This is a genomic window from Bradyrhizobium sp. LA2.1, from assembly GCF_040547725.1.
Taxonomy (GTDB): domain Bacteria; phylum Pseudomonadota; class Alphaproteobacteria; order Rhizobiales; family Xanthobacteraceae; genus Bradyrhizobium; species Bradyrhizobium barranii.
Window position 1 is genome coordinate 130,389 of the sequence record NZ_JBEPQI010000006.1, and the last position, 17,327, is coordinate 147,715.

The window sequence follows — 17,327 nt, forward strand, 5'->3', positions numbered from 1 at the left end:
TTCTGGGTTGGAGCAGGCACGTCAGAAACGAAGAAGCGCCCCCAAGGGGCGCTTTGATCAGGCGTTGGCGACTTTCTTGTCGACTTCGGACGCCACCGAGAATTCTTTCCGCAACGTCGGCTTGTGGATCTTGCCGGTGGCGTTGCGCGGCAGCGCATCGACGAAGCGCACCTGTCGTGGGCATTTGAAGCGCGCGAGATTGGCCGCGCAGTGCGCAAAGACATCCGCCTCGGTCAGCCGCTGACCGGGCTTGGCCGCGACGATGGCGAGGCCTACCTCGCCCCATTGCGGATCGGGAATGCCGATCACGGCGGCTTCCGCGATCGCGGTGAGCTGATGCAGGACGTTCTCGACCTCGGCCGGATAGACGTTCTCGCCGCCCGAGATGTACATGTCCTTCCAGCGGTCGACGATATAGTAGAAGCCTTCCTCGTCGACGCGCGTCGCATCGCCCGTGTGCAGCCAGCCGTCGGTGAAGGACGTCTTGTTCGCCTCCGGCCGGTTCCAGTAGCCCGGCGTGATGTTCGGGCCCTTGACCCAGAGCTCGCCGAGTTCGCCGACCTCGGCGTCGCTGCCGTCGGGGCGCACGATCCGCACCTCGGTGTGCAGCACCGGCTTGCCGGCCGAGCCCGCCTTGCGCGCCGCATCCTCGCGATCCAGTACCAGTACGGCCGGCGAGGTCTCGGTCATGCCGTAGCCCTGCTGCAGTGCGACGCCGCGTGCCTCCCAGACTTTCAGCAGGGGCACCGGCATCGGCGCGCCGCCGACACCGCAGACGATCAACCGGGTCAGGTCGGTGGTCGCAAAGGCCGGATGCTGCGCCATGAACTGGTAGATCGCGGGCACGCCGAAGAACACGTTGATGCCCTGTGCGGGATCGTTGATCAGGCCGAGCGCCGTACCGGGATCGAAGGCACGCATGATCATCACGGTGCCGCCGGCATGCAGCACCGGGTTGGTGTAGCAATTGAGCCCGCCGGTGTGGAACAGCGGCAGCACGGTGAGCAGCACCGAGGCCGGGCCGATGCAGGCCGGGCCGCCGAGATTGACGCAATTCCAGAACGTCATGCCATGGGTGATGGTCGCGCCCTTGGGATGGCCCGTGGTGCCCGATGTGTACATGATGGTCGAGACGTCATCGAGCGTGACCTCCTCGGCGCGGGCAAGCGGCTTGGCGGACGCGATGCCGGTCTCGTAAGCGCCGCCGGGGCCGAGCAGCAGGCTGGTCGCGACGTTGCAGAGCTTTGCGACGGCGAGCGCGGTCTCGGCGAGATCAGTGTCGTGAATCATCACCTTCGGCGCGCAATCGCCGGTGATGAACTGGAGCTCGGGAACGGTGAGGCGGGTGTTCAGCGGCACGAAGACCGCGCCGAGCCGTCCGCAGGCGAACTGCACCTCCAGCGTGTCGGTCGTGTTCAGCGCCAGCACCGCGACGCGGTCGCCGCGCGACACCTTGAGTGCGTCACGGAGAAATCCGGCCAGGCGCGAGACGCGGGCATCGAGCTGCGAATAGGTGAAGCGGCGCTCGCTCGCGAGGTCGATCACCGCGACCTTGTCAGGCGTGCGGCGGCCGTGATGGACGATCCAGTCGTAATAACGAACGGCCAAAATCCCTCCCTCGGCGGTCTTGTGCCGCCTGCGTCCCTATTTGCCGGGCACCATGCCCGGCGTGGCCCTGGGGCCAGCCGGAGTTTGTGCGCACGTCTTTTTTTGCCCCGGAGTTGGCCTGCGAGCGGCGAAAATCGTCTTGCGTTGAGTTGCTAGGCGATGGGCTCCCGTGCAGCGGTTCCCCCGGTCAGCCACTCTGCGCAAGTGAACGGCAGATGTTCCGGCCATGGTGGCCAACACGAATCCGCCAGCAGGGCGAGACGACGATGAAGAGCCCGTTCTATACCGCCGAGCATGACGCCTTCCGCGAGGTGATGCGCCGCTTTGTCGAGAAGGAGATCACGCCCTTTGCCCATGAATGGGACGAGGCCGGCGAATTTCCCCGCGTGCTTTATCGCAAGGCGGCCGAGATTGGCCTGTTGGGGCTCGGATTCCCCGAGGAATATGGCGGGATCGCCGCCGACCAGTTCATGAAGATCGTGGCGAGCCAGGAATTGGCGCGCGCCGGCGCCGGCGGGGTCAGCGCCAGCCTGATGAGCCACACAATCGGCTCGCCGCCGATCGCGCGGGCGGCGCGCCCGGAGCTCAAGGCACGGGTGCTGCCGCAAGTGCTGTCGGGCGAGAAGATCTCCGCGTTGGCGATCACCGAGCCGGCCGGCGGCTCCGATGTCGCGAACCTCCGCACCAAGGCGCGGCGCGATGGCGATCACTACGTCGTGACCGGCGAGAAGACCTTCATCACCTCAGGGGTGCGCGCCGATTATCTGACCGTTGCGGTGCGTACAGGCGGCGAGGGCGCCGGCGGCGTCAGCCTGCTTCTGATCGAGGGTGACACGCCCGGCCTGTCACGGACGAAACTGAAGAAGATGGGCTGGTGGGCCTCCGACACCGCGACGCTGCATTTCGATGACTGCCGCGTGCCGGCCGAAAACCTGATCGGCGAGGAAGGCCAGGGCTTCAAGATCATCATGCGGAATTTCAACAGCGAACGCATGGGCATGGCGGCGGGCTGCACCGCCTTCGCGCGGGTCTGCCTCGACGAAGCGATCGCCTATGCCAAGGAGCGCAAGACTTTTGGCAAGCCGCTCGCCCAGCACCAGGTCATCAGGCACAAGATCGTCGACATGGCGCAGAAGGTCGCGGCATCCCAGTCGATGCTGGAATTACTGGCCTGGCGGCTGGAGCAGGGCGAGAGCCCGGTCGCCGAGATCTGCATGATGAAGAACCAGGCCACGCAAACCATGGCGTTCTGCGCCTCGGAAGCCGTGCAGATCTTCGGCGGCGCCGGCTTCATGCGCGGCATCAAGGCCGAGCGCATCTACCGGGAGGTCAAGGTCAACGCCATCGGCGGTGGGACGGAGGAGATCATGAAGGATTTGGCCTCAAGGCAGATGGGGTTGTGACTTTCTGTCATTCCGGGGCGACGCGAAGCGTCGAGCCCGGAATCCATCGGGCCGCACACACCGCAGAGGAATGGATTCCGGGTTCGCGCTTCGCGCGCCCCGGAATGACGAGAGGAAAAAATGCTATTCACCGCCGACCACGACGACATCCGCCGCTCCTTACAAAAATTCATCGCCAACGAGATCAACCCTCATGTCGATGAATGGGAGAAGGCCGACATCTTCCCGGCGCATGAGCTGTTCAAGAAGATGGGCAGCCTCGGCTTCTTGGGGCTGAACAAGCCGGTCGAATTCGGCGGCTCCGGCCTCGACTATTCCTATGCGCTGATGATGGCGGAGGAGCTTGGCGCCATCACCTGCGGCGGCGTGCCGATGGCGATCGGGGTGCAGACGGACATGGCAACGCCGGCGCTGGCGCGGTTCGGGTCGGACGAGGTGCGGCGCGAATTCCTCAGCCCGTCGATTACCGGCGACTACGTCGCCTGCATCGGCGTCTCCGAGCCCGGCGCGGGTTCGGACGTTGCCTCGATCAAGACAAATGCACGCTCCGACGGCGACGATTACGTCATCGATGGCGGCAAGATGTGGATCACCAACGGCACCCAGGCCGACTGGATCTGTCTGCTCGCCAACTCCGGCGATGGGCCGGTTCACCGCAACAAGTCGCTGATCTGCGTGCCCATGAAGAGCAAGGGCGTCACGGTGGCGCGAAAGCTCGACAAGATGGGCATGCGCTCCTCGGACACCGCGCAGATCTTCTTCGACAATGTCCGCGTGCCCAAGCGCAACCGCATCGGCGAGGAGGGCAAGGGCTTTACCTACCAGATGATCCAGTTCCAGGAGGAGCGGCTCTGGGGCGCGGCGGCCTGCCTCAAGGCGCATGAATACATCATCAACGAAACCATCGAGTACACGCGTAACCGGAAGGCATTCGGGAAGTCGATCCTCGACAACCAAATCGTGCACTTCAAGCTCGCGGAGATGCAGACCGAAGTCGAGCTGTTGCGCGCGCTGATCTATCGCGCCGCCGAGCAACTCGTGGCCGGCGAGGACGTGACCAAGCTTGCGACCATGGCCAAGCTGAAGGCCGGGCGGCTCGGCCGCGAGCTCACCGACGCCTGCTTGCAATATTGGGGCGGAATGGGCTTTACCAACGAGACGCCGGTCAGCCGTGCCTATCGCGATAGCCGGTTGACGTCGATCGGCGGCGGTGCCGACGAGGTCATGCTGATGGTCCTGTGCAAGATGATGGGCACGCTGCCCGGCAGTAAAGGGAATGCCTGATGATCACGCTCTATCACTGCGACGCCGCGCGCTCGTTCCGTCCGCTCTGGATGCTGGAGGAGATGGGACTTCCGTATGAATTGAAGATGCTGCCGTTCCCGCCGCGGGTCTTCGCCAAGGAGTACCTTGCGCTCAATCCGCTCGGCACCATTCCCTTCATGGTCGACGGCGAGACGAAGATGACCGAGTCTTCCGGCATCTGCCATTACCTCGGCATCAAGCACGGACCGACGCCGTTGATGGTCGGACCCGAGGATCCCGCCTATGGCGCGTTCCTGAACTGGATGTATTTCAGCGATGCCACGTTAACCTTCCCGCAGACGCTGGTGCTCCGATACACCCAGCTCGAGCCGGAGGAGCGCCGCAATCCGCAGGTCGCAGGCGATTATGCAAAATGGTTCCTGGGGCGCCTGCGCGCGGTCGAGGCGGCGACGGCCAATGCCGAAACATTGTGCGCAGGCCGCTTCACTGCCGCTGACATTGTCATCGGCTACGCGCTCCGGCTCGCCAACAACGTCGGCCTCGCCAAGGATTTCGGGCCAAATGTCGCAGCCTATTGGGCGCGGCTGCAGCAGCGCGACGGATTCAAGCGCGCGGTTGCCGCGGAGCAGAAGGCCGGCGTCGAGCAGAATGTTGCGCCGCGCGTGAGGGCGTAAGCATTCCGTAGGATGGGACTGCGGTCTCATCGCGGTTTCGGGACGACTGATCATCGTCCCGGAATGGTAATCTTTTGCGCGCCATGACAGCGCTATCGCGCCGTGACAGCGCCCAAATTTCCGCTAAGGTGACCTCCGTCCGCAGCGGCCAAAGAGCCGCGCGAGGAGGATCCCAATGGAAGATAACGGTCGCGAATCCGACCATCTGATGCTGATCACGCCGGAGCGGGTATTCTATGCCGGTCTGCTCGGCCGCCCCCGCAAGCGCACCCCCGGCTGCTGCCACGTCTATGTCGCGGTGAAGGGCAGCCTGCATCTGACGATCGAGGACGCCCTCGCCACCGGCGAGCTGTTCGTGACCCTGCCGAACCAGCGGCATTCCATCGCCAGCGACTACCGCACTGCAATCAGCGTCACGCTCGAGCCGGAAAGCATGCCGGACGGCGTGATCGAGGCCCTGGCCGAGCGGCTGACAGGACCTGACCGGGCCGCCTATGCCCGCAAGATCCTCGCCGCCTATGCGCTGCTGCGCCAGAGTCGCTATGGCGACATCACCACCGCCGAATTCGACGAGATGTGCTTTGGCGAGGCCCTGCCGCGCCGCGTGCTCGATCCGCGCGTGATGCGCGCCGTCGCCCGCATCGGCCGCTTCTCCGGCGAGCCAGTGACGGCGGATACGTGCGCCGCCGAAGCGGGCCTCTCGGCCTCGCGCTTCCTGCATCTGTTCAAGGAAGAGACCGGCATCTCGTTCCGCTCCTTCCGCGCCTGGAAGCGTGCGCGGCATTTGCTGCACTTCGCCAACCAGGACCTCAATCTCGCCCACCTCGCGCAGGACATCGGCTATCCCGACTCCACCCATTTCAGCCATTCGATCCGCCGCTTCTATGGATTGAAGCCGCGCGCGATCTTCGTCGGCTCGCGCGACCTCGCGATCTACCGCAGCACCGAGACGGTGAGGCTCGCGGAGGCGAGCTAGCGTCGCTCTGGTAGGGTGCGCAAAGCGAAAGCGTGCCCACCATCTTCGCCAAGCGTTGAGACGTGTGGTGGGCACGGCGCAAAGCGCCTTTGCCCACCCTACGATAGCTCGTCTTTGGCTAGCTTCTCCGCGCAAGAAGCCGGATGCCCGCGCGTCACATGATCACAAGCGTTGAATTCTCAACGTGCGAGACATTAGTGGCATGAGCGACAAGGCCGTCATCACCTGCGCGCTGAACGGCGTGCTCACCGATCCGAAGCAGCACAACGTGCCTGTGACGCCCGAGCAGATGGCGCGCGAAGCCAAGGCTGCGTTCGACGCCGGCGCCAGCATCATGCACATCCATTTGCGCCAGCAGGCGCCGGACAAGGGACATCTGCCGTCCTGGGACGTGAGCGTCAGCAAGGAGATTCAGCAGGCCATCCGCGAGGCCTGCCCCGGCGTCATCATCAATCACACCTCGGGCGTGTCAGGGCCGAACTACAGCGGCGCGCTCGACTGCATCCGCGAGACCAGGCCCGAGATCGCGGCCTGCAACGCCGGCTCGCTGAACTATCTGAAGGTCAAGGCCGACAACACCTGGGCCTGGCCGCCGATGATGTTCGACAACGCGGTCGAGAAGGTGAAGGACTATCTCGACGTCATGAACGCGGTCGGGACCATCCCCGAGTTCGAATGTTTCGACGTCGGTATCGTCCGCTGCGTCGGCATGTATCACCAGGTCGGCATGTACAAAGGTCCGCTCGAATACAATTTCGTGATGGGCGTTGCCTCCGGCATGCCGTCCGATCCCGATCTGCTGCCGATCCTGATCAAGCTGAAGCGCCCCGAGGCGCATTTCCAGGTCACCGCGATCGGCCGCGAAGAGATCTGGCCGCTGCACCAGCGCTGCGCCGAGCTCGGCGGTCATCTCCGCACCGGCCTGGAGGACGCCTTCTATCTCGCCGACGGCAAGAAGGTGACGTCGAACGGCCAGCTCATCGAGGCCATCGCCGCCTGCGCCCGCCGTGCGGGCCGCGAGATCGCAAGCCCCGCCGAGGCGCGGAAGATCTTTGGGACGAATAGGTAAGGTATCGCCTCAACCGTCATTGCGAGCGAAGCGAAGCAATCCAGGGTCTTTCCGCGGTGACGGTCTGGATTGCTTCGTCGCTTCGCTCCTCGCAATGACGAGCAGGATAGAGTTATGTCCATTCTCGACAACACCATTTCCCCCGGCAGCGCTGCCTATCACGCCAATCGCGACGGCATGCTCGGTCTGATCGACCGCATGCGCGCGCTGGAAGAGCGCACGCGTGCGGCGTCGGCGGCGGCAAAGGATCGCTTCCACAAGCGTGGCCAGCTGCTGCCGCGCGAACGCGTCGCGCTGGTGCTCGATCCCGGCGCGCCCTTCATCGAGCTGTCGACGCTCGCCGGCTACATGTTCGACGTATCAGATGCGAACAAGAGCGTGCCCGGCGGCGGCGTCATCGCCGGCATCGGCTTCGTCTCGGGCATCCGCTGCATGGTCAGCGCCAATGACGCCGGCATCGACGCCGGTGCGCTCCAGCCCTATGGTCTCGACAAGACGCTCCGGGTGCAGGAGCTCGCGCTGGAGAACAAGCTGCCCTACGTCCAGCTCGTCGAAAGCGCCGGGGCCAATCTGCTGCGCTACCGCGTCGAGGACTTTGTCCGTGGCGGCAACATCTTTCGCAATCTCGCGCGGCTCTCGGCGGCTGGGCTGCCGGTCGTCACCGTCACGCATGGCTCGTCCACCGCGGGTGGCGCCTACCAGACCGGCCTGTCCGATTACATCGTCATGGTGCGCGGCCGCACCCGCGCCTTCCTTGCCGGGCCGCCGCTGCTGAAGGCAGCGACAGGCGAGATCGCGACCGAGGAAGAACTCGGCGGCGCCGAGATGCACACGCAGGTCTCCGGCCTTGGCGATTACCTCGCGGAGGACGACCGCGATGCGTTGCGCATCGCGCGCGAGATCATGGCGGCGCTGGAATGGGAGCGGCCGGGCCGAGCGGATTCACAGTTCAAACCGCCACGCTACGACCAGGACGAGCTGCTCGGCATCATGCCAATGGACCACAAGCGCACCGTCGACATGAAGCAGGTGATCGCGCGCATCGTCGACGATTCCGACTTCACCGAGATGGCGCCCAATTACGGCCCCGCCACCGTCTGCGGTCACGCCCGCATCGAGGGCCAGGCGATCGGCATCATCACCAACAACGGCCCGCTCGATCCCGCCGGCGCCAACAAGGCGACGCATTTCATCCAGGCCTGCTGTCAGACCCGCACGCCGATCCTCTATCTCAACAACACCACCGGCTACATGGTCGGCAAGGCCTATGAAGAAGCCGGCATGATCAAGCACGGCTCGAAGATGATCCAGGCGGTGACCTCGGCGACGGTGCCGCAGATCACCATCTATTGCGGCGCCTCGTTCGGCGCCGGCAATTACGGCATGTGCGGGCGCGGCTTCCATCCGCGCTTCTGCTTCTCCTGGCCCAACGCCAAGACCGCCGTGATGGGTGGCGAGCAGGCCGCCGAAACCATGGCGATCGTGACCGAGGCCGCCGCCGCGCGCCGCGGCAAGCCGGTCGAGAAAGAAAAGCTCGACGCGATGAAGGCGCAGATCATCGGCGTGTTCGACGGCCAGATGGACGTGTTCTCGACCAGCGCCCGCGTGCTCGACGACGGCGTGATCGATCCGCGCGACACCCGCGCGGTGCTGTCCGAGGTGCTCGCGATCTGCCGCGAGGGCGATGCGCGCACGCCCCAGCGCATGCAGTTTTCGGTGGCCCGCCCATGAGGAACGGATCAGTGCAGCACCGGCCGTTCTTTAGGGTTTTAGTTGCCAATCGCGGCGAGATCGCGCTGCGGGTGATGCGGAGCGCGCGGCAGCTCGGCCTCGGCGTCGTTGCGGTTTATTCGGATGCCGATCGCGATGCGCTCCACGTGCGGCAGGCCGACCAGGCCGTGCGCATCGGCGAAGCCCTGCCGGCGCAATCCTATCTCAACATTCGCGCGATCATCGCTGCGGCCAAGGCGAGCGGCGCGGATGCCGTGCATCCCGGCTACGGCTTCCTCGCCGAGAACGAGGATTTTGCGCAGGCCTGCAAGGATGCGCGCCTCGTCTTCATCGGTCCCTCGCCGCAGGCGATCGAGGCCATGGGTAACAAGGCCGGCGCCAAGGAGATCATGAAGAAGGCCGGCGTGCCCTGCGTGCCCGGCTATCAGGGTGCCGACCAAAGCGACGAGGTCATGCTCGCGGAAGCCAGGAAGATCGGCTTCCCCGTGATGATCAAGGCGGTTGCGGGCGGCGGCGGCCGCGGCATGCGGCTCGTCACCGATGCTGCATCCTTCCCCGATGCGCTGCGCAGTGCGCGGTCTGAAGCCAAAGCCGCATTTGGCGATCCGACCGTCATCCTCGAACGCGCCATCCAGAATCCCCGACACATCGAGATCCAGGTGTTCGGCGACAGCCATGGCAACGCCATCCATCTCGGCGAGCGCGACTGCTCGGTGCAGCGGCGACATCAGAAGCTGATCGAGGAGGCGCCATCGCCGGCGGTCACGCCGGAGCTGCGCGCGAAAATGGGTGAGGTCGCGGTCGCGGCGGTCAAGGCGCTGCGCTATGAGGGCGCCGGCACGCTGGAATTCCTGCTCGACGCGAGCGGTGAGTTCTACTTCATGGAGATGAACACGCGTCTCCAGGTCGAGCATCCCGTCACCGAGGCGATCACCGGGCTCGATCTCGTCGAGCTGCAGCTGCGTGTCGCGCGTGGCGAGCCTCTGCCGGTGAAGCAGCAGGACATCCGATTCTCGGGCCACGCCATCGAGGTGCGGCTGTGCTCGGAAGATGCCGCGCAGGATTTCATGCCGCAGTCCGGCCGCATGGCGCGCTGGCAGGTGCCTGACAGCATCCGCGTCGAGCACGCGCTGCAATCGGGCGCGGAGATCCCGCCGTTCTACGATTCCATGATCGCCAAGGTGATCAGCCATGGCGCGACACGGGAGGAGGCGAGGGGGCGGCTGATCGTCCGCCTGGAGCAACTCACTGCATTTGGCGTGACCACCAATCAGGCGTTCCTGATGTCGTGCCTGCGTCATCCCGGATTTGCCAAGGGCGAGGCGACGACAGCCTTCATCGGGACGCATCGCGACGAGTTGCTGGCGCCCTCGGCGAATGCCGCATTCGATACGGCACTTGCGGGCCTGCTGCTCTACGTCACCAATCCGCGCGCGCCGTCATGGCAAAGCGGACGGAGTCTGGCGGCAACATTTCCGCTACCGGCGAAAGTCGAGATCGCCAGCCACACCCACGAGCTCGAAGTCACGCGTGAGCGCGGTGGCGGCTACATCGTCGCCGCCGACGGCCGTCAGGACAGGTTCGAGATCGACCAGCTCGATCCCGACGCCATCCGCTTCCGCCACGACGGCGTGATGGACAGCGCAAAATTCCTGCGCGATGGTGACCGGCTCTACCTTCAGCATCGCGGCATCCCGCTTGCGGTCACCGATCTCACCCTTGCCGCGCCAAAGGCGGCTGCGAGCAATGGCGGCGATGGCAGAGTCCGCGCCGCCATGAACGGCCGCGTCGTCGCCGTGCTGGTCAAGCCCGGCGACCGCGTCACCGCCGGTCAACCGGTGATGACCTTGGAAGCAATGAAGATGGAGCACGTCCACAAGGCCGGTATCGACGGCGTGGTCGCCGCGATCGACGTCGCCGAAGGCGAGCAGGTCACGACGGGCAGGATCGTCGCGGAGATCGGGGCGGGTTAGCCTCTCTCCGTCATTGCGAGCGAAGCGAAGCAATCCAGTCTGCATCCGCAGAAGCGCTCTGGATGGCTTCGCTGCGCTCGCAATGACGATGGGGAGAGATGCCGTCTCAAACTCAACTCACCGCCGTGGCTGCACGCGGGTGTCCAAATAAATCCAAATAATACAATATGATACTGCCTGTTTGATCTCGCTCACGATTATTATTGAACATTGTTCAATTCTGGGTTACTAATATTGAGCGATGTCAAATCATGTGGAGGCCTGCATGTTGCGCGCAAATCACCACGCCCGAGAGACCGATGCCCTGCTGCCGTCAGTGTCCCGCCGGTTCTCGTTCGCCCCGCCGCAAGTTCGCGAAAAATATTTGATCGGTGCGCTCTTCGTCTTGACGCTGGTGGCGCTCCTCGCACCCGCGATGCCCGCCACCGGCTGGCACATCCCGCATTTCGTCGACACCCGCACCTGGCTGGGCGTGCCCAACGCCGGCGACGTGCTGAGCAATCTTGCCTTCCTGGCGATGGGCGCTTGGGGCTTGCTGCGCCTGCGTGCCCACCCTGATGCGCCCGCAGGTGCAGGTTGCCTCTTCGTGGGTCTGATCCTCACTTGCATAGGATCGTGCATCTATCATCTGGATCCCGACGCGCCGCAGCGGCTGGTGGCCGATCGTCTCGGTATGGCGGTGGCGTTCGCGGGCTTTCTGGGCATCGCGGCCAGCGAGCGCATCAGCGTGCGTGCCGGTCAGGCGGTGGTGGTGCTGGTGACGGTTGCGGGCCTGCTCGCGGCCTGGGTGGCACGCGAGAATCTCACGCCATGGGTGGTCGTGCAGTTCGGCGGCATGGCGTTGGCCGTGGGACTGGCGTTGACACGGCCCCGGCCCGGTGCGCTTGGCGTGTCTCTGGGCGGCGTGATCTTCTTTTACGCGCTGGCCAAGCTTTTCGAGCTGGGTGACGTGACCATATTTGAAGCGACAGGCCACATTGTCTCGGGCCACACGCTCAAGCATCTGGCCGCCGCGCTGGCGGCGTGGCCGGTGATCCGGGCTTTGCGGCCTACTGGCTCCGTCCCGTCCCCTCGTTGAGCAGGCACGCCACCTGATGTCCGCCGCCTGCGTCCACCAGCGCCGGCCGCTCCGTCTTGCACCGCTCGATCGCAAACCGGCAGCGGGTGTGAAATGCGCAGCCGGAGGGCGGATTGACCGGACTCGGCACGTCGCCGTCGACCAGCGGCGCGAGCTTCTTGGCAAACGGGTTTGCAACCGGCACTGACGCGAGCAGGGCCTGCGTGTAGGGATGGCGCGGATTGCGGAACAGCTCGTCCTTGCCGGCGATCTCGACGATGCGGCCGAGATACATCACGGCGACGCGGTGGCTGATATGGGCGACCACGGCGAGGTCATGCGCGATGAAGAGATAGGAGAAGCCGTGCGCCTTCTGCAAGTCGATCAGGAGATTGATCACCTGCGCCTGGATCGAGACGTCGAGCGCGGAGACCGGCTCGTCGCAGACGATCAGGCGTGGCCCCAGTGCCAGCGCGCGTGCGATGCAGATGCGCTGGCGCTGGCCGCCGGAGAATTGATGCGGGAAGTTGCGCATCTGATCAGGCCGCAGGCCCACCTGCTCGAACAGTTTTGCGGTACGCGCTTCCAGCTCCTTCCCGCTCGCGAGCCCATGCACGGCGAGGGGTTCACCGACAATATCGCCGGCGGTCATGCGCGGATTGAGCGAAGCGAACGGGTCCTGGAACACGATCTGCATCGAGCGGCGATGCGGCCGCAGCGCGGTCTTGGAGAGACGGGTGATGTCCTCTCCGTCAAGGCGGATCTGACCCGAGGTCGGCTCGACCAGCCGCAGCACGCTGCGCGCCACCGTCGACTTGCCGCAGCCGGATTCACCGACCAGGCCGAGCGTCTCGCCGGTATGAACCGAGAACGAGACGCCGTCGACCGCATGCACGGTGCCGACCTGCCGCCGCAACACGCCGGCGCGCACCGGATAGTGCTTCTTGAGATCGGTGACTTCGAGCAGCGCTTCGGTCATGCCACCTCCGCCACTTCGGCCGCGCGCCAGCACGCCGCGAGATGGCCGCCGCCCCAGTCCTCCAGCGGCGGATATTCGGCCTCGCAACGCTTGATCGCGAGCTTGCAGCGCGGCGCGAAGGCGCAGCCTTTCGGCAGCCGCACCAGCGACGGCACGGTGCCGGGAATTTCGTTGAGCCGCGCCTGCACCGGAATACCTGACGCCGGCACGGCCGGGATCGAGGCCATCAGCCCGCGCGTGTAGGGGTGCTTGGGATCGGCGAACAGCGCTTCCACCGTTGCCTCCTCCACCTTCTTCCCCGCATACATCACGATCACCCGCTGCGCGGTCTGCGCGACGACGCCGAGATCATGCGTGATCAACACGAGGCCGGTGCCGAGCTCCTTCTGAAGGTCGAGGATCAGCGCCAGGATCTGTGCCTGGATGGTGACGTCGAGCGCGGTGGTCGGCTCGTCCGCGATCAGCAGCGCCGGCCGGCAGGCGAGCGCCATCGCGATCATCGCGCGCTGGCGCATGCCGCCGGAAAGCTGATGCGGATATTCCCGCGCGCGCCGCGCCGGTTCGGGAATGCGTACCAGCCGCAGCATCTCGACCGCGATGTCGCGCGCTTCTCTGGCCGGCATCGCCCGGTGCAGCCGCACCGCCTCGACGATCTGGTCACCGATCCGCATCACCGGATTGAGCGAGGTCATCGGCTCCTGGAAGATCATGGAGATGCGATTGCCCCTGACAGCGCGCATCTCGGCTTCATCCAGCGCCAGCAGCTCGGTGCCTTCGAGCGTGACCGACCCGCCGACGATGCGGCCGGGCGGATCGGGCACCAGCCGCATCAGGGACAGCGCGGTGACGCTCTTGCCGCAGCCGGATTCGCCGACGATCGCCAGCGTCTCGCCGCGCCTCACGGTGAAGGAGACGTCGTCGACGGCCTTGAACAGGCCGGAATTGGTGAAGAACACCGTCTTCAGGTTCTTCACATCGAGCACGAGATCGGATCTGTCTGCCATCAGCCGCGCTGCCGGGGATCGAGGATGTCGCGCAGGGCGTCGCCGAACAGATTGGCGCCGAACACGGCGAGGCTGATCGCGATGCCCGGGAAGATCACCAGCCATGGCGCAGTGCGGACATATTCGGCGGCGGATTCCGAGAGCATCCGGCCCCATGACGGATAGGGCTCGGGAATGCCGAGGCCGAGGAAGGAGAGCGAGGCTTCGGTGAGGATGGTCGAGCCGAGCTGCGCGGTCGCGAGCACGATCAGCGGCGCCAGCGTGTTCGGCAGCACGTGGCGCAGCGCGATCCGCACCTCGCTCATGCCGATCGACTTGGCGGCTTCGATAAAGGGCAGCTCGCGCAGCGCCAGCGTGTTGGCGCGAATGACGCGCGACACCGTCGGGATCAGCGGAATGGCGATGGCGATGATGACGTTCGGCAGGGACGGACCGAGCGCGGCGGTCATGATCAACGCCAGGACCAGCAGTGGAAGCGCTTGAAGAATGTCGGAGACGCGCTGGAATACGAGGTCGACCCAGCCGGAGAGATAGCCGGAGGTGAGGCCAACGATGACGCCGATCGTACCGCCAAGTGCCGTCGAGCCGATGCCGACCGCGAGCGAGATCCGCGCGCCGTGGATGATGCGGCTGAACACGTCGCGGCCGAAGGAGTCCGTGCCCATCCAGTGCGCCAGGCTCGGGCGCGCCAGCGCACGGGCGGCGTCGATGGTCAGGGGATCGTAGCGCGCGATGAAGTCGGCAAAGATCGCCGTGAGCACGAACAGCGTCATGATGATCAGCCCGGCCGCGCCCAGCACGTGCCGCTGTGCCAAATACAGTACGCGCCGCCAGCCGCCGGTCGCATGCGCGCCGGCCCGCCTCAGTTCGAGATCATAGTCAATCGCGGCCAAGCTGATCTCCTAATCCGTATACCGGATGCGCGGATCGAACACCGCGTAGAGCATGTCGACGATGAAGTTCGCGCTCACCACCACGACCGCGATCAGCATCACGAGGTTCTGCACGATCGGATAGTCGCGCCAGCGGATCGCTTCGACCAGGAAGCGTGCGACGCCGGGGATGTTGAACACGGTCTCGGTCACGATCAGGCCGCCGATCAGGAACGCGGCCTCGATGCCGATCACGGTGATGACGGGCAGGATCGCGTTCTTCAGCGCATGCTTATAGTTGACGGCGGCGTCGGAGGCGCCCTTGGCGCGCGCGGTGCGGATATAGTCCTGCCGCAGCACCTCGAGCATCGAGGATCGCGTGATGCGCATGGTCAGCGCCGCGCTGCGGAAGCCGACGGCTGCCGCAGGCACGGCGTAGGTCGCGAACGCCTCGAGCCAGGTCTTCGGATTCGGATTGAAGATCGGCATCTGGTTGAACATCGCCACCGACGCCGTGAGGATCAGCAGGCCGAGCCAGAACGAGGGCAGCGACAATCCGCTGAGGCTGACGACGCGCAACGCGTAATCGAGCCGTGTGCCCTGCTTCACCGCGCTGATGACGCCGAGCGGAATGCCGATCGACGCCGAGAACAACAGCGCCAGCCCGGCGAGCCGCGCGGTGATCGGGATCCGCGGCAAAATCTCCTGAAGCGCGGGCTTCTCGGAAACATAGGAGTAGCCGAAATCGCCGCGCAGAAAGCCGCTGATCCAGTGCCAATACTGCACGACCAGCGGCTGGTCGATGCCGAGCTCCTTCTCCAGATTGGCCTTGTCGGCGGGGTCGACGTAGCCCGCCGCGGCGAACAGGATGTCGACGATGTTGCCGGGCACGATGCGCAGCAGGAAGAAGATGACGACCGAGATCCCGAACAGGGTCACGAGCATCAGGAACAGGCGCCGCACCAGATAGGCAAACATGCATCGCCTCCTGTCGAAACCGTCAGCCGCCTGCGCTACTTGTCCATCCAGACGTCCTCGTAGCGATACCCATTATAGGAGCTGTTCGACATCACCGTTACGCCCTTGACATAGGGCTGCCAGCAGGAGCCGGTGCGCGCGTGGAAGATGATCGGGCGGGCGACGTCCTCCTGCAGCTTCTTGTCGATGTCCCACACCAGCTTCTTGCGCTTGTTGATGTCGGTCTCCTGCGACTGCACGTCGAACAGCTTTTCGATCTCCTTGTTGCAGTAATTGGTGTAGTTGCGCTCGGACCCGCAGGAATAGTTCTCGTAGAACGACTGGTCGGGATCGTCGACGGCGTTGCCGGTCAGATTGAGCCCGAGCATGTAGTCCTTGCGTGCGATCTTCGGGAACCAGTTCGCGGTCTCGACCACGTCGAGCTCGCCGTCGATATAGATGCTCTTGAGCTGGTCGATCAGGATCACCGCGGGATCGCGATAGACCGGGATGTTGCGGGTCGAGACCTTGACGGCGAGATGCTTGTCCGGCCCGTAGCCGGCCTTCTGCATCAGCTTCCTGGCTTCCTCGCGGTTGGCGTTCACATCGGGGCCATAGCCGGGAATGGTCTCGAGCATCTCCTTCGGCATGCCCCACAGCCCGTTCGGCGGCGGCAGCATGGTGCCGCCGACATCGCCCTGCCCCTCGAACATGATCGAGATGAACGCCTTGCGGTCGAGCGACAGCGCCATGGCGCGGCGGATGTCGATATTGTCGAACGGTGGCGCGGAGGAATTGACGATGATGTTGGTGGCGACATTGTTGGGCTCGACCACGCAGACCGCTTTCGGCGCCTGCGATTTGACGTCCTTCAATAGCGGAATGCTCACTTCGGTCGGGAACGCCATGTCGAACTTGCCGGCGACGAAGGCGAGGATCGCGGTCGAACGGTTCGGGATGATGGTGAACTCGATGCCGTCGAGATAGGGCCGCCCCTCGCGCCAATAGTCGGGATTGCGGGTCAGCTTGATCGATTCATTGGCCTTGAACTCGACGAATTTGAACGGGCCGGTCCCGATCGGGTGCGTGCGCATGTCGCCGGGCGAGACGTGACAGGGATAGACCGGCGTGTAGCCCGAGGCGAGCAGGGCCAGCAGCGACGGCTGCGGCCGCTTCAAGTTGAAGGAAACTTCGAGGTCGCCGTTGGTGGAGACGTCGTTGACCTGTTCGTACCAGGTCTTGCGCGGATTCTGCCGGAACTTCTGCTGCGACTTGCCCATCAACATGTCGAAGGTGCATTTGACGTCCGCGGAGGTGAACGGCTTGCCGTCATGCCATTTCACGCCCGGGCGCAGCTTGAAGGTCAGCGTCTTGTTGTCGTTGACCCAGGCCCAGCTCTCGGCGAGTTCCGGAATGATATTGTCCATCCTGTTCTGCGCCTCGTCCTGCTTGTAGATGACGAGGTTGTTGAACACAGGCATGAAGGGAACATTGAGCGAATAGGTCGCGCCTTCATGGATCGAGGCATTGCCGGGGCTGTCGCGGTGGTACATCCGCAGGATTCCGCCCTGTTTGGGCCCGCCGGCGAGCGCGGTGGTCGAGGTCGTCAGCACAGATAGCGCCGCCACTGCGGCGAGCGCCCACACGCTCCGCATGCTCATCCTCCCTGGACATTAGTCTTTTGGGCCTTTGCGGCCTGTTTGTCAGACGATAGCGACGCACGTGCAGCGAGGCAACCGGCAAGGCCGCTCGCCGCCT

General features: G+C 64.8%; 14 protein-coding genes. 8 read left to right on the forward strand and 6 right to left on the reverse strand.

Going from position 1 to position 17,327, the window contains the following annotated elements; all coding sequences use genetic code 11:
- Positions 1-57 precede the first annotated feature (57 nt).
- On the reverse strand, positions 58-1,608 hold the full coding sequence (locus tag ABIB95_RS13290; RefSeq protein ID WP_354239885.1) for an acyl-CoA synthetase: 1,551 nt from the start codon (positions 1,606-1,608) through the stop codon (positions 58-60).
- A 266-nt stretch (positions 1,609-1,874) separates the two neighbouring features.
- Between ABIB95_RS13290 and ABIB95_RS13295 the strand changes: the two genes are divergently transcribed.
- From ABIB95_RS13295 to ABIB95_RS13330, 8 genes are all read left to right on the forward strand, one after another.
- Positions 1,875-3,011, forward strand: coding sequence for an acyl-CoA dehydrogenase family protein (locus ABIB95_RS13295; RefSeq protein ID WP_354239887.1), 1,137 nt, complete (start codon positions 1,875-1,877; stop codon positions 3,009-3,011).
- 120 nt (positions 3,012-3,131) lie between these two features.
- Positions 3,132-4,295 (forward strand): acyl-CoA dehydrogenase family protein, encoded by a 1,164-nt coding sequence (locus ABIB95_RS13300; protein WP_354239889.1) that lies wholly within the window; start codon positions 3,132-3,134, stop codon positions 4,293-4,295.
- Positions 4,295-4,951: a glutathione S-transferase family protein gene (locus tag ABIB95_RS13305; protein WP_071909062.1), complete on the forward strand. Its 657-nt coding sequence runs from the start codon at positions 4,295-4,297 to the stop codon at positions 4,949-4,951. Before ABIB95_RS13300 ends, ABIB95_RS13305 begins: the two co-directional genes overlap by 1 nt.
- Positions 4,952-5,126: 175 nt before the next feature.
- Positions 5,127-5,927, forward strand: a complete 801-nt coding sequence (locus ABIB95_RS13310) for an AraC family transcriptional regulator (protein ID WP_354239891.1) — start codon at positions 5,127-5,129, stop codon at positions 5,925-5,927.
- 202 nt (positions 5,928-6,129) lie between these two features.
- Positions 6,130-6,996 carry a beta-keto acid cleavage family enzyme gene (locus ABIB95_RS13315; RefSeq protein ID WP_028155241.1) on the forward strand — a complete coding sequence of 289 codons (867 nt, stop codon included), beginning with the start codon at positions 6,130-6,132 and terminating at the stop codon, positions 6,994-6,996.
- Positions 6,997-7,110: 114 nt separating this feature from the next.
- Positions 7,111-8,727, forward strand: a complete 1,617-nt coding sequence (locus ABIB95_RS13320) for an acyl-CoA carboxylase subunit beta (protein ID WP_354239893.1) — start codon at positions 7,111-7,113, stop codon at positions 8,725-8,727.
- On the forward strand, positions 8,724-10,700 hold the full coding sequence (locus ABIB95_RS13325; RefSeq protein ID WP_354239895.1) for an acetyl/propionyl/methylcrotonyl-CoA carboxylase subunit alpha: 1,977 nt from the start codon (positions 8,724-8,726) through the stop codon (positions 10,698-10,700). The genes ABIB95_RS13320 and ABIB95_RS13325 overlap by 4 nt, the downstream gene beginning before the upstream one ends.
- Before the next feature lie 265 nt (positions 10,701-10,965).
- On the forward strand, positions 10,966-11,778 hold the full coding sequence (locus ABIB95_RS13330) for a hypothetical protein (protein WP_354239897.1): 813 nt from the start codon (positions 10,966-10,968) through the stop codon (positions 11,776-11,778).
- On the opposite strand, the gene ABIB95_RS13335 is transcribed toward ABIB95_RS13330, so the two are convergent.
- The 5 genes from ABIB95_RS13335 to ABIB95_RS13355 are packed head-to-tail and all read right to left on the reverse strand — an operon-like array spanning position 11,750 to position 17,224.
- Positions 11,750-12,736, reverse strand: a complete 987-nt coding sequence (locus tag ABIB95_RS13335) for an ABC transporter ATP-binding protein (RefSeq protein WP_354239899.1) — start codon at positions 12,734-12,736, stop codon at positions 11,750-11,752. The genes ABIB95_RS13330 and ABIB95_RS13335 overlap by 29 nt on opposite strands.
- Positions 12,733-13,740 carry an ABC transporter ATP-binding protein gene (locus tag ABIB95_RS13340; RefSeq protein ID WP_354239901.1) on the reverse strand — a complete coding sequence of 336 codons (1,008 nt, stop codon included), beginning with the start codon at positions 13,738-13,740 and terminating at the stop codon, positions 12,733-12,735. The genes ABIB95_RS13335 and ABIB95_RS13340 overlap by 4 nt, the downstream gene beginning before the upstream one ends.
- Entirely contained in the window at positions 13,740-14,633 is an 894-nt protein-coding gene (locus ABIB95_RS13345) for an ABC transporter permease (protein ID WP_063979980.1), read from the reverse strand. Before ABIB95_RS13345 ends, ABIB95_RS13340 begins: the two co-directional genes overlap by 1 nt.
- A gap of 9 nt (positions 14,634-14,642) precedes the next feature.
- The gene (locus ABIB95_RS13350; protein WP_354113340.1) at positions 14,643-15,590 is read right to left on the reverse strand and encodes an ABC transporter permease; all 948 of its coding nucleotides are present in this window, start codon (positions 15,588-15,590) and stop codon (positions 14,643-14,645) included.
- 35 nt (positions 15,591-15,625) lie between these two features.
- Entirely contained in the window at positions 15,626-17,224 is a 1,599-nt protein-coding gene (locus tag ABIB95_RS13355; RefSeq protein WP_354239904.1) for an ABC transporter substrate-binding protein, read from the reverse strand.
- Positions 17,225-17,327: the final 103 nt, after the last annotated feature.

Coding starts and splice junctions, on each gene's coding strand:
- ABIB95_RS13340 (WP_354239901.1), bottom strand. CDS start 13,740: ATGGCAGACAGATCCGATCTCGTGCTCGATGTGAAGAACCTGAAGACG.
- ABIB95_RS13325 (WP_354239895.1), top strand. CDS start 8,724: ATGAGGAACGGATCAGTGCAGCACCGGCCGTTCTTTAGGGTTTTAGTT.
- ABIB95_RS13300 (WP_354239889.1), top strand. CDS start 3,132: ATGCTATTCACCGCCGACCACGACGACATCCGCCGCTCCTTACAAAAA.
- ABIB95_RS13310 (WP_354239891.1), top strand. CDS start 5,127: ATGGAAGATAACGGTCGCGAATCCGACCATCTGATGCTGATCACGCCG.
- ABIB95_RS13335 (WP_354239899.1), bottom strand. CDS start 12,736: ATGACCGAAGCGCTGCTCGAAGTCACCGATCTCAAGAAGCACTATCCG.
- ABIB95_RS13295 (WP_354239887.1), top strand. CDS start 1,875: ATGAAGAGCCCGTTCTATACCGCCGAGCATGACGCCTTCCGCGAGGTG.
- ABIB95_RS13320 (WP_354239893.1), top strand. CDS start 7,111: ATGTCCATTCTCGACAACACCATTTCCCCCGGCAGCGCTGCCTATCAC.
- ABIB95_RS13305 (WP_071909062.1), top strand. CDS start 4,295: ATGATCACGCTCTATCACTGCGACGCCGCGCGCTCGTTCCGTCCGCTC.
- ABIB95_RS13330 (WP_354239897.1), top strand. CDS start 10,966: ATGTTGCGCGCAAATCACCACGCCCGAGAGACCGATGCCCTGCTGCCG.
- ABIB95_RS13350 (WP_354113340.1), bottom strand. CDS start 15,590: ATGTTTGCCTATCTGGTGCGGCGCCTGTTCCTGATGCTCGTGACCCTG.
- ABIB95_RS13315 (WP_028155241.1), top strand. CDS start 6,130: ATGAGCGACAAGGCCGTCATCACCTGCGCGCTGAACGGCGTGCTCACC.
- ABIB95_RS13355 (WP_354239904.1), bottom strand. CDS start 17,224: ATGCGGAGCGTGTGGGCGCTCGCCGCAGTGGCGGCGCTATCTGTGCTG.